This window comes from Halomonas sp. BC04 (genome assembly GCF_000568385.1).
Genome location: NZ_AZQX01000209.1, coordinates 1 through 14,257, shown reverse-complemented (window position 1 = coordinate 14,257; position 14,257 = coordinate 1). Strand labels below are relative to the sequence as shown.

The window sequence follows — 14,257 nt, the reverse complement described above, 5'->3', positions numbered from 1 at the left end:
TGACCGGCGGCGACATCGCCATGGCGGCGCTCCAGCGACTCGAGCGGAGACTATCGAAGTCGAGGCCGAATGGGCACCCGGCGTGGTCCTGGGCCGGCTCGATGGCGATCCGCGACGGGCGGTGATCACCAAGGCGGGTGGCTTCGGTGAGCCGGACCTGCTGGTGGCGCTGGAGCGCGTCCTGGGAGGCGCCGGCCCTGGTGAGAGACATTGCGACCAAAATTGACGTTCGTGGGAGTTGCAGCGCCATCCGAGAGCGGCTAGGTTTGTCAATGGTGGTATGATACGTATACAGCAAGACACTCAGTCAAAGGAGAACAACAAGATGACTCATCCACGCCAACTCAAGCTGGCCCGCTGGGTATCCATGACGCTGCTGGCCTCGAGCATCGGTATCGCCGGGATGGCCCAGGCGCAGGAGACACTGCGCTTCGCCCACGTCTACGAGACCTCCGAGCCCTTCCACAAGTGGGCCGAGTGGGCCGCGGAACAGATCGAGGAGCGCACCGACGGGCGCTACACCATGCAGGTCCATCCCGCCTCGTCGCTCGGCAAGGAGGAGGACATCAACGAGGGGCTCGAACTGGGCACCGTGGACGTGATCTATACGGGTACCCAGTTCGCCGGCCGCTCCTACGGCCCCATGGGCATCGCCGGTGCCGCCTACATGTTCCGCGACTTCGATCACTGGCAGGCCTATGCCGACAGTGACCTGTTCAAGGAGATCGCCGAGGGTTACCAGAACGCCACGGGTAACGTGCCCATTGCGCTCAACTATTATGGCGAGCGCCATGTGACCTCCAACAAGGCCATCAATACGCCGGCAGACATGGAAAACCTGCGCATCCGCGTGCCCAACGCGCCGCTCTACATGATGTTCCCGCGGGCGGCGGGCGCCAACCCGACCCCCATCGCCTTCGACGAGGTCTACCTGGCGTTGCAGCAGGGCGTGGTGGATGCCCAGGAGAACCCGCTGCCGACCATTCGTGCCAAGGCCTTCCATGAGGTCCAGGACTACATCAACCTGACCGGGCACATCACCGACTCGCTGATCACCATCGTCGGTGGCCCGCGCTGGAACCGGCTCTCCGAGGAGGATCGCGAGATCTTCCGCGATGTGTTCGAGGAGGCAGCGAGGAACAACACCGCGGAGATCGTTCAGTCCGAGCAGGACCTGGTCGCCTGGTTCGAGGAGCAGGGCAACACCGTGAACCAGGTCGATCGTGCCCCCTTCCGTGACGTGGTGATTCCGCATCACCTTGGCGACGCGGCCACCTGGGACGAGGAAATCTACGACCGCCTGCAGGCGATCGGCCAGTAAGCTCCCGATGATCCCGACCACCTGTCCCGTCCGGCATGCCGGACGGGACAGGCAAGGAGGCCTGCCATGTCGAACAAACCCGAGGGCCAGGGGCCCGTCATCGATTTCGAGTCTGCATTCGAGGGCGATGACACATTCCGTTTTGCCGACCATGCCGCCGAGGACTACATCTCCCTGTTGGTGTTCTGGGCGCTCATCTTCGTCGTCTTCCTGCAGTTCTTCACCCGCTACGTCCTGGGCGACTCCACCACCTGGACGGAGGAGATCGCCCGCTACCTGCTGATCCTGGTCGGCTTCATCGGCAGTGTGATGGCCGTCCGCAAGGGCAGCCACATCATGGTGGAGTTCTTCTATCACTACATGCCGCCCTGGCTGGTCAGGACTCTGAACATCCTGGTCGACCTGACCTGTGTCCTGTTCTATACGATGCTGGCCTGGATCACCTACCAGCTGGCAGGGCGTACCGGGGGCATGATGATCTCGGTGGATGTGCCCAAGAGCGTGCTCTATTACGCCGTCTGCGCCGCCTTCGTGATGATGGCCCTGCGCGGTATCCAGCGCATGGTGAAGCATTACCTTTCCGAGCCGGGCCGGCCCTGACCGGGCTTGGCTAACGTGAACAACAACAACGCTGCAAGAGGCCATGCATGTCCCGACTCTCCGTGATGCGTTGGCAGAAACCCATCGTGACTCCGCTGCTGTCGCTGCTGGCCGTACTCGGCTGCGTGATCCTGGCGGTGATGGGCTACCACCTCTCTTTCCTGTTCTTCTCGCTGTTCACCATGCTGGTGCTGGGCGTGCCCATTGCGGTCAGCCTGGCCGGTTCCTGCCTGCTGTTCGTGCTGATCACCGGGCATGTGCCCAATGTGGTCATCGCCCATCGCATGATCAACGGCATCGACAGCTTTCCCTTGCTGGCGATCCCTTTCTTTATCTTCGCCGGCAGCCTGATGAACAATGCGGGCATTACCGAGCGTATCTTCAACTTCGCCAAGGCCCTGATGGGGTGGATGCGGGGTGGGCTTGGGCACGTCAACGTGGGGGCGAGCATCGTCTTCTCGGGGATGTCGGGCGCCGCCGTGGCCGATGCCGGTGGCCTCGGCATGATCGAGGTGAAGGCGATGAAGGATGCCGGTTATGACGAGGAGTTCGCCGTGGGCATTACCGCGGCGTCGTCCACTATCGGACCCATCATTCCGCCCAGCCTGCCCATGGTCATCTACGGCGTCATGGCCTCGGCCTCGGTGGGCCAGCTGTTCGCCGCCGGCCTGATTCCGGGGCTGCTGATGGGCGCGATGCTGATGGGAATGATCTTTTTGATCTCGCGGCGCCGGGGCTACCAGCGCGATGCCGTGTTTTCGGTCAGAGTGCTGGGGCGTACCTTCGCCCAGGCCTTCCTGTCGTTGATGACGCCGGTGATCATCGTCGGCGGTATCATTACCGGGGCCTTCACACCCACTGAGGCCGCGGTGGCCGCGGTCTTCTACGCGCTGATTCTCGGCGTGGTGGTCTATCGCACCCTGACCTGGCGCAAGCTGCTTCGGGTCAGCATGGAGACCATCGAGACCACGGCGGTGATCCTGTTCATCGTCTCGGCGGCCTCGATCTTCGCCTGGATCCTCACCAGCAACCAGGTCACCCAGAATGTCATTGCCCTGCTCGGGCCCTTCGCCGACAGCAAGGTGGCGGTGCTGATGATGACCAATATCGTGCTGATCGTCGTCGGCTGCTTCATGGAGACCATCGCCGCCATCACCATCCTGGTTCCGGTGCTGCTGCCCCTGGCCATCGCCGTGGGTGTCGATCCGGTGCACTTCGGGGTGATCATGGTGCTCAACCTGATGATCGGGCTGCTGACACCGCCGGTGGGGATGGTGCTCTATGTGCTGTCGCGGGTGGCCAATGTCAGCTTCGAGCGTTGCATGCGCGGCACCATCCCGTTCCTGATTCCGCTGGTCTTCTGCCTGCTGCTGGTGACCTTCATTCCGTCACTGTCCATGTGGTTGCCCACCCTGGTCTACCGCTGAGCCCAACGAGAGGGATAACGTTACGATGAGCGAGAACCGGCAAGGCGTTCCACCGGATGACGTCCGGGTGGCAGTCGATGACCTCGAGCGCTTCATGCTGGAGGTACTGTCCCGGGCCGGTGCCAATGGGGTATCCGCTGATGCGGTGACCCGCGCCCTGGTCACCGCCTCGCGGATGGGCACCGACAGCCACGGCCTGCGGCTGCTGCCACACTACATCAAGGCGCTGCAGGGTGGCCGCATCCAGGGGCCCCGAGATGCGCTTCACCCGACGGCTGCCGGCCACCGGCGTACTTGACGCCGGCGATGGCTTCGGCCACCTGGCGGGCTACACCGCCATGGCGCATGCAGTGGAGATGGCCGAGGAGGTCGGTCTGGGCGCAGTGGCGGTGGGGCAATCCTCCCATTTCGGCGCCGCCGGGTGCTATGCGCTGGCCGCCGCCGAGCGCGGCATGATCGGCCTGGCTTTCTGCAACTCTGACCCTTTCGTGCTGCTCCACGAGGGGCTGGCTCCTTTCCATGGCACCAACCCGATCGCCTTCGCCGCGCCGGTGGAAGGGGCGTCGCCCTACCTGCTGGACATGGCGACCAGTTCGGTGCCCTGGAATCGCGTGCAGCAGTATGCGGCCATCGGGCGCGAGCTGCCGGACCAGGTCGCCGCCGACGCCCGGGGCCACGTGACACGGGTACCGGCCGAGGTGGCGGGCCTTGCTGCCCCTCGGCGGCAGTGGRTTCGGCTTCAAGGGGGCGGGACTCGGCGGCATGGTCGAGGTGTTGAGCTCCACGCTCTCCGGCATGGTCAACGGCTTTCGACTGTTGCCCATGGGGGGGCCGGACATGGCGACGCCGCGAGGAGTCGGCCACTTCTTCCTGGCGCTGAACCCGGCGGCCTTCGTTGACCGGGCGACCTTCACGGCCTGCCTGAGCGAGTACCTGGCTGACCTGCGCGCACAGCCGGCGGCCGACGGTGCCGAGGTACTGGCCCCGGGAGATCGCGAGTGGCGTTGCCTGGCGCGACGCGACGCCGAGGGCATTCCCCTGGACAGTGCCAATCAGGTCGCCTATGCGGCGCTGGCCGAGACCCTGGATGTGCGGCCGCTGCGGCAACTCTGAGCGTCGGAGGGCCAGAATGCGGTATGATGCACACTCAAAACACCGTGTCATCAGGAGATTCAGTCCATGTCTCGATATCGGATCGAGCGCAAGACGCTTTCCGAGCAAGTCGCCGAGCAGCTCGAGGCGGACATCCTCGACGGGCGGCTTGGCGAGAACGATCAGCTGCCCTCCGAGCGCGAGCTCATGGAGCAGTTCGGCGTCGGACGTCCGGCGGTCCGTGAGGCACTTTTCCACCTGCAGCAGCTCGGGCTGATCGCCATCAACAGCGGGACCCGTGCCCGGGTGATCCGGCCCACCGCCGAGTCGGTGATGGCGAGGCTGTCAGGGGTGACCCGCCAGCTACTCTCAAAGCCCGATGGCCAGCAGTACTTCCAGGAGGCTCGGGCGCTGTTCGAGATCTCGCTGGCTCGCTATGCGGCCCGCCATGCCGACGACAAGGACCTGGCGCGCCTGCGCGATGCACTGCAGGAGAATCGTGACGCAGTGGGCGACGAGGCGCGATTCAAGCGCTCCGACAATGACTTCCATGGCGTGCTGGCGAGCATCGGCCGCAACCCCATCTTCGACGCCATCCATGTGGCGCTCTCCGAGTGGCTCGATGACCGCCGTGCCCATGCGCTACAGCAGAAGGGCGAGGACAAGGCGGCGCTGGCGTCCCATATCGAGATCGTCGAGGCCATTGAGTCCCGCGACCCGGATGCCGCCGAAGCGGCCATGCGCCGCCACCTGGATCGCCACTACGGTACCTACATGCAGCTCAAGAAGCGTCTCTCCGACGCGGGATAAGCAAGCGGTGCAACTACCCACGAACAGGTGCTTCACCCACGAAAAGCCCGCCCCCCTTGGRAGGCGGGCTYGTGGGTGGGSCCCGCTACAGGGAGACGCCCCGCTTCCAGGGGATGAAGTCGTACTGCGCCAGCTCCACGGCGCGGGGTGCGTAACGCCCCGACGCGGTGTCGATGCATAGCCTGACCAGGTGGTCGGCCAGTTCTTCAATGCTCGCCTCACCGCGAATGATGGGGCCGGCATCGAAGTCGATCACGTCGCCCATGCGCGCGGCCAGCTCGCTGTTGCTCGAGATCTTGATCACCGGCGTGATCGGGTTGCCGGTGGCGTCCCCAGCCCGGTGGTGAACAGGATCAGGTTGGCGCCGGAACCGGCCAGGGCCGTGGTGGACTCCACGTCGTTGCCCGGCGAGCAGAGCAGGCTTAGGCCGGCCCGGGTGTGGGGCTCGGTGTAGTCGAGTACATCCACCACCGGGCTGTCGCCGCCCTTCTTGGCAGCACCGGCCGACTTCATGGCGTCGGTGATCAGACCGTCGCGGATGTTGCCCGGGGAGGGGTTCATGGAGAAGTCCGCGCCCACCCGGGCGGCATGGCGCTGGTAGGCATCCATCAGATCGCGGAACCGCTCGGCGACGGCGTCGTCGCGGCAGCGGGCGATCAGTTCGTGCTCCACGCCACACAGCTCCGGGAACTCACTGAGAATGCCGCTGCCGCCGAGCGCCACCAAGCGGTCCACCACGGCGCCTACCAGCGGATTGGCGGAGAGGCCGGAGAAGCCGTCGGAGCCGCCGCACTCCACACCCAGGGTCAGCGCCGAGAGCGGCGCCGGGGTGCGTTCCACCCGGTTGGCCTCGGCCAGGCCATCGAAGATCGTGGTCAGCGCCTCGCGGATCAGCGCCGATTCGCTGAGGCTCGCCTGCTGCTCCAGGTAGTGTACCGGGCGCAGCCGCCGGGGTCGCGCTCTGCCACGGCGGTCTTGAGCATGTCGATCTGCGCCTTCTGACAGCCCAGGCTCAGCACCGTGGCACCGGCCACGTTGGGGTGGCAGATGTAGCCGGCGAGCAGTTGACACAGCGTCAGGGCGTCGTCGTCGGTGCCGCCGCAGCCCAGTGTGTGGGTCAGAAAACGCACCCCGTCGACGTTGGGGAAGAGCCGCTCTGCGGCCGGCTCGGCCGGGGCCGTGCCGATTGCGCCGTGGAGCAGTTCGCGGGCCATGCGCTTGTAGTCGCGGTAGGGATCTTCGCCCAGGGCGTCGGCCACGCACTGGCGCAGCACCTCAATGTTGCGGTTCTCGCAGAACACCAGCGGGACCACCAGCCAGACGTTGGCGGTACCCACCTGGCCATCGGGGCGGTGGTAACCCGCGAAGCTCGCCCCCTGAAACGCCGTTACATCGGGAGCGCGCCATTCGCCGCGCCGCGCCTGGGGTTCGGTGGTGGCAGTGCTGTGCTCGGTGTTGGCGGTGGTGATAGCCGCCCCCGCAGCGATGGAGCGGGTGGCGCGGCCCACGGTGACGCCGTACATGATCACGGTGTCGCCCACGGCGAGGTCGTTCAGGGCGAACTTGTGCTTTTGGCGGATCGGCTCGGGCAGGCGCAGCAGGCGCCCGTCGTCGTCGATCTCGCTGCCGGCGGGCAGGTTCTTGAGGGCGACGCGCACGTTGTCGTTGCCGTGAACGCGCAGGCTGGCCAGCTGGCCGTGATCACTGGCGATGGTCCGGGGCATGGTCGGCCTCCGCTTCAACGTTTGCTGGGGAATCGAATTCAGTCATAGACTTGGTCGCCGGGCTCGGCGATGACGGCCTGGCGCTGCTCGCCGAGCCCCTCGATGCCCAGGCGCATGCGCTGGCCGGGCCTGAGGTAGGTCGGCGGCTTTTGGCCCATGCCCACCCCGGGCGGGGTGCCGGTGGAGATGACGTCGCCCGGCTGCAGGCTCATGAAGCGGCTCAGGTAGCTGATCAGGAACGGGATACGGTAGACCATGGTGCGGGTGTTGCCGTCCTGATAGCGGTGGCCGTCCACCTCCAGCCACAGGTCCAGCGCGTGGGGGTCGGTGATTTCGTCCGGGGTGACCAGCCAGGGCCCCAGGGGGCCGAAGGTGTCGCAGCCCTTGCCCTTGTCCCAGGTGCCGCTGCGCTCAAGCTGGAACTCACGCTCGGAGACGTCGTTGACCACGCAGTAGCCGGCCACATGGTCCATGGCGTCGGCCTCGTTCACGTAGCGGGCCTCCTTGCCGAGCACCACGCCGAGCTCCACTTCCCAGTCGGTCTTCGCCGAATCCCGCGGAATGATCACGTCGTCGTTGGGGCCGCAGATGGCGCTGGTCCACTTGTTGAAGACCACGGGCTCCGGCGGGACCTCGGCACCGGTTTCGGCGGCATGGTCGGAGTAGTTGAGGCCAATGCAGATGAACTTGCCGACCTGCCCGACACAGGGGCCGAGGCGAGTGTCCGCGGGGATCTCCGGAAGGCGTGAGACGTCGAGCTCGGCCAGCCGGGCCAGCAGTTCGCGGCTCAGGTGGCGACCTTCGAGATCCGGCAGATGGGTCGAGAGGTCGCGGATCACCCCGTCGGCGTCGAGCAGGCCGGGTTTCTCGTGGCCCCGGGGGCCGAAGCGCAGCAGTTTCATGGGCTTTCCTTCTTGTTCAGATCGGTCGGTTCGAATCGCTCGGTTCAGATCAGCCAGCCGCCGTCGATCACCTGGCGGTGCCGGTGGTATAGGCGGATTCGTCCGCGGCGAGGTAGGTGGCCAGTGCCGCAATTTCTTCCGGGGTGCCCAGTCGCCCGAGGGGCTGGCGGGCGAGGAACTCGGCCTGCACCTCGCTCTCCGGGCGGCCCTGTTGCTGGGCCTGATCGTGGATGCGCTGGCGCAGCGAGGGAGAGTCCACGGTGCCGGGGCAGATGGCGTTGCAGCGGATGCCCCGGTCGAGGAAATCGGCGGCGATCGACTTGGTGAGGCCGATCACCGCGGCCTTGGTGGTGCCGTAGGCGCAGCGGTTGGGCACGCCCTTGAGGCTCGAGGCCACCGAGGCCATGTTGATGATGCTGCCACCGCCGTGGTCGATCATGGCCGGCAGCAGGGCACGGGTCAGTCGAACCATGGCGGTGACGTTCAACGCCATCGACAGCTCCCAGTCGTCGTCGGTGCCGGTCAGCAGCGAGCCGCTGGCCACGAAGCCGGCACAGTTGAAGAGCACATCCAGGGGCGGGAGTTCGGTCGCCAGGGCCGCCACGGCTGCGACATCGAGCACGTCCAGGCGGTGGGTCTCTATGCCTTCTCGTCCCTCCAGATCCTTCAACTTGTCGCCGTCGATATCGGTGGCGATGACCCGGGCGCCTCCGCCGCAAAGCGCAGCGCGGTGGCGTGGCCGATGCCCTGCCCGGCGGCTGTGATCAGGGCCGTCTTGTCCTTCAATCGCATGTGTCAGCGTCCTCGGCGAGTGTTGGTTGTCGTGGACCGTCCATGGGTTGCTGGTATGACAGGCTGCTAGGATGATGGTCGGTCAGAGTATGGCCTAGATCCTGAGGGCTTGCCAACCCGCGGACACGTGCTGTCGTTCACCGGTCTATCAAGAAGGCGGCCCGCAGGCCGCCAACGATTTCCTGAGTGTGCGTCATGTCCGCTGATTCACGCCTGCCATCGACCAGACGGCTCACGCCGAGGGGCGCCGTCCTGGAGCGACTCAGGAGCCGCCAGGCGCCTCCGACCACTAGACCGGCGTGGGCCCCTGCCGCTTCACCGGGCCAGCCAGCCGCCGTCCACGGTCAGTGCATGGCCGTTGACGTAAGCGGCGGCGTCGGAGCAGAGGAAGATCACCGCGCCGGCCAGGTCCTCAGGGCTGCCCCAGCGGCCGGCGGGGATTCTGCCCAGGATCTCGGCGCTGCGGTCGGGGTCTTCGCGCAGGGCCCGGGTATTGTCCGTGGCCATGTACCCGGGGGCGATGGCGTTGACGGTGATGCCGTGGGTTGCCCACTCGTTGGCCAGCAGCCGGGTCAGGCCGAGCAGGCCGCTCTTGCTGGCGGTGTAGGAGGGCACGCGGATCCCGCCCTGGAAGGAGAGTACCGAGCGACGTTGACGATGCGGCCGGGGGACTTGCGCTCCACCAGGTGGCGGGCCACTGCCTGGGAGAGGAAGAAGGCCGCCTTCAGGTTGACGTCAATTACGGCGTCCCAGTCGCTTCGGTGAACTCGATGGCGGGCGCGCGGCGGATAGTGCCGGCATTGTTGACCAGGATATCCAGCTGTCCGGTGGCGTTCAGGGCCTGTTCGACGATCGCGGCTGGCGCGTCGCGACCCAGTTCCGCCGCAATGCCGGTATAGCGACGCCCCAGGGCCTCGATGCGGCTGCGGGTATCGTCGGCTTCGCTGCGGTTGACGCCGACGATATCGGCGCCGGCCTCGGCCAGTGCAAGGGCCAGGCCCTGGCCGAGGCCCTTGTTGCAGCCGGTGACCATGGCCACACGGCCGGCCAGGGAGAAGCGGTTCATGATGCCCTCCAGGCAGCTTCGTTGACCAGGCTGATCGGGCGTTGGCCGTTGAGTGCCAGGATGAGGTTGTCCACGGCGCGCTGGGCCATGGCGGTGCGCGTTTCGTGGGTGGCCGAGCCAATGTGGGGCAGCGCCACCACGTTGGGCATGTGGGGCAGCGGCGATTCCGGCGACAGCGGCTCCTGCTCGAAGACATCCAGCCCGGCGGCACGAATGCGCCCCATCTCCAGCGCCCCGATCAGCGCCGCCTCATGGACTACCTTGCCACGGGCAATGTTGACGAAGATCCCCGAGGCTTCATCAAAGCGAACTCCCGTTCGCCGATCAGGTGCTCGGTCTCGGCCGTAAGCGGCACGGTGACGCAGACGAAGTCCGACTCGGCGAGCAGCGCGTCCAGCTCACGGCGCTCGGCGCCAAGCTCCGTTTCCAGCGTCGGCTTGGGCGAGGCGTTGGAATAGAGAACGCGCATGCCGAAGCCCAGCGCGCCGCGACGGGCGATGGCGGCACCGATGCGGCCGAAGCCGATCATGCCGAGGGTCTTGCCGTGGACGTCGGTGCCGAAGTGTTCGGGCCCCACACCGGCCTGCCAGTCGCCGCGCTTGACCCATTCGGCCAGTTCCACGGCGCGGCGGGCCGCGGCCATCACCAACAGGAAGCCGGTGTCGGCGGTGGTCTCGGTGAGCACGTCGGGGGTATTGCAGAGCAGGATGCCGCGTCGACTCAGCTCGTCGACCGGGTAGTTGTCGTAGCCCACCGAGATGGTGGCGACGGCCTCCAGCTCAGGGGCAGCGTCAAGCAGGTCAGGGGTGATGGTCAGGCTGGCCCCGATCAGGCCATGGGCACCCGGTAGTGCGGCGCGGAAGTCGGGATCATCGGAGCACGCCAGGTCACAGAAGGTCTGAACCTCGAACTGCTCTTCGAGCTGTGCCAGCTGGGTCTCGTTCAGTCGGCCATAGGCCAGGACGCGCTTCTTCATGGATCTGGCTCCTTTCCTAGCGTGCGGGACGCTCGTTTTCCAGGGTGGCGAGGCGCTCACGACTCGGCAACCCCTCCATGTCGCCCACCACCTGCACGGCAAGCGAGCCGATCAGGTTGCCGCGGCGTACGGCTTCATGGGGCGGGCGTCCGTCGAGCAGGGCGCTGATTACACCCACGGCGAAGGCGTCTCCGGCCCCCACGGTATCGACCACCTCGTCGACTGTGACGCCCGGTAGGGTGAAGCTCTCCTGCTGGCCGCCCAGGCAGCCGTGGAAGTAGCTCCCCTCTCGGCCCAGCTTGATGACCACGGCCTGCGATCCACGTTCGAGATAGAAATCAGCGATCGCCTCGGGGCTGTCATGCCCGGTGAGTAAACGCCCCTCGGCAATGCCCGGCAGCACCCAGTCAGCCCTGGCGGCCACGGCGTTGAGGGTGGTGCGCATGTCGGCCTCGCTCGACCATAGGCTGGGACGCAGGTTGGGATCGAAGGAAACGCTGGCACCGACGGCGCGGGCCTGCTCCACCACGTGCAGTGACAGCTCACGGGCGCTGGGGGAGAGAGCGGGAGGAATGCCGGTGGCGTGCAGGTGACGCAGGGCGGTGAAGTCGATGTTGTTCGCATCGCCAGGCGTCAGGTAACTGGCTGCACTGCCTTGGCGGAAATAAGTGACGTTGGGGTCGGCACCGTCCGGGGCACGCTCCTTGAACACCAATCCGGTGGGATGATCAGGGTCCGTGTAGAGGTGGCGGCAGTCTATGCCTTCGGCTTCCAGGGTACGTCGGATAAAGGTACCGAAGCCGTCCTCACCCACACGGCTCAGCCAGCCGACTCGAAAGCCGAGTCTAGCCAGACCGATGGCGACGTTGGTATCGGCTCCCGCTATACGGCGGTGAAAGCACTCGACCTTCGCCAGCTCGCCGGAGGTGTCGGCAACGAACATGGCCATGGCCTCACCGAAGGTGAGGATTTCAGGGCCGGGGGAGTGAGAGGTGGCCATCGTCAAGCTCCAGGGCAAGTTCCATTCTCGAGCGATTGATCACCAGTATGCTGGAGGGAAGGAACAACCGAATCAAGGTCATCAAACGGATAGCCTACGGTTCCCGCAACAAGGAGTGCTTTTTCCTGAAGCTCCGTGTCGCGTTTTCGACAAAATTCGATGGGTCTGCAGCGTTTGATTGCGTGATCAGCTCCGGGCCACTGAGTAGCAGTTAGGTGTCGTTGCAGGCGCGATCATGACATTCGTCAAACTTTTTCAACATCTGGCCTCAACCTGCCCCTCTTAGGTGCCGATATAGCTTCTGTGGCTGCAGGAAGGGATACCTCGATTCTAATAACTATTAATCGTGTTCGGGTAGTGGCTTGCTACCGGGACATGATGTGCAGTGTGGCAGGAGAGCAGGGTATGAATTCCATCACGATGGGCAGTATTCCCGACCATGCCGGGGGAAGGCACTCGGCAGGTCGTTCCGCTGACTCAGCGAGGCGTCAGCGTCTGGGCTTCAGCAGTCGCCTGACACTGATGATCGTGTCGCTGGTGCTGGCCTCTGTGGTACTGGTGGCCGGCCTTGTCTATACCCAGTACCGGCAGTCCTTTACCCAGGCGACGGTCGACCAGTTGGAGGGCACGGGCGAGATGATGGCGTCGTCGTTCACCCAGTGGCTGGGCGCGCGCCAGGACGAGATCCGCTATGTGGCCAGCCTCGATTCGGTACGCCAGATCGAGATCGAGCCGATTGAACATCTTCTGACACGTATCGCTGAGCAGAGCGGCTATTACGATACGCTGTTCTTCGTTGGCCGGGATGGCATCGGCGTGGCCGGGGTCAGCTATGACGGCGGTGCGACGGTGTTGTCGAGCGACGATGCCCGCGCCTTTGACGTGGCGGATAGGGCCTGGTTCCAGGAGGCGATCCAGGGCCAGCAGGTCTTCTCCCAGCCGCTGGTCTCTCGCGCCACGGGCAACCAGGTGAGCAACGTGGTGGCGCCGGTCTTCAGCGATGGCGGCGATGTGGTGGGAGTGGTTCGCGCCGCCGTACGACTTGATGTGCTGTTCGAACGCATGGCTGACATGTCCCTGGGCGGCAGCTCGGATACCTACCTGCTGGGGAGCGATGGTATGCCTGTTACGCCGGTGGCGGCCCTTGGTGGCGAGAGCCGCGAGGTGGCAACCCTTGCGGCCACTGCTCTGGCGGCGGGTGAAAGTGGTGTCGGCCGCTATCGGGATGTGGCCGGCACACCGGTGATCGGCAGCTACACTTATCTGCCAATGCTCGACTGGGGGCTGGTGGTGGAGGTGCCCGAGGCGGAGGCGCTCGCAGGGGTAACGCGACTGTTCTGGATTCTGGTGGGCATCACGGCGGTGATCGTGGCAGTGGCGGTGCTGGTGAGCCTTGGCATGGTGCGCTCGGTGGTGAAGACGCTGGGCGGTGACCCGCAGCGTGCAGCCGACGTGGTGAAGCGGGTCGTCGATGGCGACCTGACCATGCGGGTGCCGGTCAAGCCGGGCGATACCACCAGCCTGCTGGCGAACATCCACGAGATGCAGCAGAACCTTCAGCAGATGATGGGGGACATCAAGCGGACGGCCGATTCGGTCAGTATCGCCAGCGACGAGATCGCCCAGGGTAACGAGGACCTCTCCAGTCGAACCGAGGAGCAGTCTTCCTCACTGGTGGAAACCGCCTCCAGCATCGAGCAGATGACCGCCACGGTGAAGCAGACCGCGGAGTCGGCCTCTCATGCCCGGACCCTGACCACCGAGCTGGATACTCAGGCCAGGGAAGCCAGTGGCGTGGGGCAGGAGGCCGCCGAATCCATGGGCGCGATCAAGCAGGCCAACCATCGTGTAGCCACGATCGTGTCTGCCATCGACAGTATTGCCTTCCAGACCAACCTGCTGGCACTGAATGCCTCGGTGGAGGCGGCGCGGGCCGGCGAGCACGGCCGCGGCTTTGCCGTGGTGGCCTCGGAGGTGCGCCAGCTGGCGGGTCGCTGCTCGGATGAAGCCAACAAGATTCGTGCCCTGGTGGATACCAGCGTGGCCAGCGTGGATGAGGGCGAACGCCTGGTCGCCACGGCCAGCCAGCAACTGGTGACGATCGCTGAAGGTGTCAAGCAGGTTACGACCTTTGTCAGCGAGATCGCCACGGCGGCCAACGAACAGTCATCTGGTATCGAACAGATCAATGCGGCGGTTTCGCAGCTTGATGAGGTGACCCAGCAGAACGCGTCGCTGGTGGAAGAGGCCTCCGCGGCCAGCCAATCCCTCAGCGACCAGGCCCGCGAGCTGGCCAGGCTGGTTCAGCGCTTCAAGATCGATGAGGACCCGCGACCCCTGGTCATGCAGGGCTGATATAGGCCAGGGCAAGGGTGGGTGGCAAGGCGGCTGATTTACGCCTTGCCACTCAGCTTGGCGGTGCCGCCGCTGGCGAAGGAGGCGCGGGCGATGATGTCGTAGTTGGAGAGCGATGTCTTGCCGGTTTCCAGGGTGGCGCTGCCGTTTGCCGAATGGCTCTCCGATGGTGTTGAGGTATTGGGTTCGGGC

Annotated in this window: 9 protein-coding genes and 7 pseudogenes; 9 read left to right on the top strand and 7 right to left on the bottom strand. The window is 65.5% G+C overall.

Translation table 11 applies throughout. The annotated features are described in order from the left end of the window. From Q427_RS32360 to nanR, 7 genes and pseudogenes are all read left to right on the top strand, one after another. Positions 1-226: pseudogene (locus Q427_RS32360) on the top strand (hypothetical protein); the annotation flags it as partial. A gap of 99 nt (positions 227-325) precedes the next feature. Beyond that, on the top strand, positions 326-1,321 hold the full coding sequence (locus tag Q427_RS14600) for a sialic acid TRAP transporter substrate-binding protein SiaP (protein WP_043515153.1): 996 nt from the start codon (positions 326-328) through the stop codon (positions 1,319-1,321). 66 nt (positions 1,322-1,387) lie between these two features. After that, positions 1,388-1,921 (top strand): TRAP transporter small permease, encoded by a 534-nt coding sequence (locus tag Q427_RS14595; RefSeq protein ID WP_043515150.1) that lies wholly within the window; start codon positions 1,388-1,390, stop codon positions 1,919-1,921. A 47-nt stretch (positions 1,922-1,968) separates the two neighbouring features. Next, entirely contained in the window at positions 1,969-3,348 is a 1,380-nt protein-coding gene (locus Q427_RS14590) for a TRAP transporter large permease (protein WP_043515148.1), read from the top strand. A 25-nt stretch (positions 3,349-3,373) separates the two neighbouring features. Then, positions 3,374-3,992 (top strand): annotated as a pseudogene (locus Q427_RS35395) (Ldh family oxidoreductase); the annotation flags it as partial. A gap of 118 nt (positions 3,993-4,110) precedes the next feature. Continuing rightward, positions 4,111-4,461, top strand: a complete 351-nt coding sequence (locus tag Q427_RS35390) for an Ldh family oxidoreductase (RefSeq protein ID WP_269321250.1) — start codon at positions 4,111-4,113, stop codon at positions 4,459-4,461. A 66-nt stretch (positions 4,462-4,527) separates the two neighbouring features. Further along, a complete protein-coding gene (gene nanR / locus Q427_RS14580) occupies positions 4,528-5,250 on the top strand; it encodes a transcriptional regulator NanR (protein WP_043515146.1) in 723 nt (240 codons plus the stop codon). Between the two features lie 85 nt (positions 5,251-5,335). Here the strand turns inward: nanR and Q427_RS35385 are convergent. The 7 genes and pseudogenes from Q427_RS35385 to Q427_RS14550 all read right to left on the bottom strand — a co-directional run bounded on the left by Q427_RS35385 (position 5,336) and on the right by Q427_RS14550 (position 11,710). Further along, a pseudogene (locus tag Q427_RS35385) lies at positions 5,336-6,048 on the bottom strand (hypothetical protein). A gap of 92 nt (positions 6,049-6,140) precedes the next feature. Then, positions 6,141-6,974, bottom strand: coding sequence for a UxaA family hydrolase (locus tag Q427_RS35380; RefSeq protein WP_269321249.1), 834 nt, complete (start codon positions 6,972-6,974; stop codon positions 6,141-6,143). A 38-nt stretch (positions 6,975-7,012) separates the two neighbouring features. Next, positions 7,013-7,876, bottom strand: a complete 864-nt coding sequence (locus Q427_RS14570; protein WP_043515144.1) for a fumarylacetoacetate hydrolase family protein — start codon at positions 7,874-7,876, stop codon at positions 7,013-7,015. Between the two features lie 44 nt (positions 7,877-7,920). Further along, positions 7,921-8,668: pseudogene (locus Q427_RS14565) on the bottom strand (SDR family oxidoreductase). A 315-nt stretch (positions 8,669-8,983) separates the two neighbouring features. Continuing rightward, positions 8,984-9,701: pseudogene (gene kduD / locus Q427_RS28950) on the bottom strand (2-dehydro-3-deoxy-D-gluconate 5-dehydrogenase KduD). A 29-nt stretch (positions 9,702-9,730) separates the two neighbouring features. Further along, a pseudogene (locus Q427_RS14555) lies at positions 9,731-10,710 on the bottom strand (2-hydroxyacid dehydrogenase). A 16-nt stretch (positions 10,711-10,726) separates the two neighbouring features. Continuing rightward, positions 10,727-11,710, bottom strand: a complete 984-nt coding sequence (locus Q427_RS14550) for a sugar kinase (RefSeq protein ID WP_043515142.1) — start codon at positions 11,708-11,710, stop codon at positions 10,727-10,729. A 35-nt stretch (positions 11,711-11,745) separates the two neighbouring features. Here Q427_RS14550 and Q427_RS34165 point away from each other — a divergent pair. After that, a pseudogene (locus tag Q427_RS34165) lies at positions 11,746-11,925 on the top strand (transposase); the annotation flags it as partial. Between the two features lie 190 nt (positions 11,926-12,115). Further along, positions 12,116-14,065 (top strand): methyl-accepting chemotaxis protein, encoded by a 1,950-nt coding sequence (locus tag Q427_RS14545; RefSeq protein WP_051496397.1) that lies wholly within the window; start codon positions 12,116-12,118, stop codon positions 14,063-14,065. Positions 14,066-14,257 lie beyond the last annotated feature (192 nt).

Coding starts and splice junctions, on each gene's coding strand:
- Q427_RS14550 (WP_043515142.1), bottom strand. CDS start 11,710: ATGGCCACCTCTCACTCCCCCGGCCCTGAAATCCTCACCTTCGGTGAG.
- Q427_RS14545 (WP_051496397.1), top strand. CDS start 12,116: ATGAATTCCATCACGATGGGCAGTATTCCCGACCATGCCGGGGGAAGG.
- Q427_RS14595 (WP_043515150.1), top strand. CDS start 1,388: ATGTCGAACAAACCCGAGGGCCAGGGGCCCGTCATCGATTTCGAGTCT.
- Q427_RS14590 (WP_043515148.1), top strand. CDS start 1,969: ATGTCCCGACTCTCCGTGATGCGTTGGCAGAAACCCATCGTGACTCCG.
- Q427_RS35390 (WP_269321250.1), top strand. CDS start 4,111: ATGGTCGAGGTGTTGAGCTCCACGCTCTCCGGCATGGTCAACGGCTTT.
- Q427_RS14600 (WP_043515153.1), top strand. CDS start 326: ATGACTCATCCACGCCAACTCAAGCTGGCCCGCTGGGTATCCATGACG.
- nanR (WP_043515146.1), top strand. CDS start 4,528: ATGTCTCGATATCGGATCGAGCGCAAGACGCTTTCCGAGCAAGTCGCC.
- Q427_RS14570 (WP_043515144.1), bottom strand. CDS start 7,876: ATGAAACTGCTGCGCTTCGGCCCCCGGGGCCACGAGAAACCCGGCCTG.
- Q427_RS35380 (WP_269321249.1), bottom strand. CDS start 6,974: ATGCCCCGGACCATCGCCAGTGATCACGGCCAGCTGGCCAGCCTGCGC.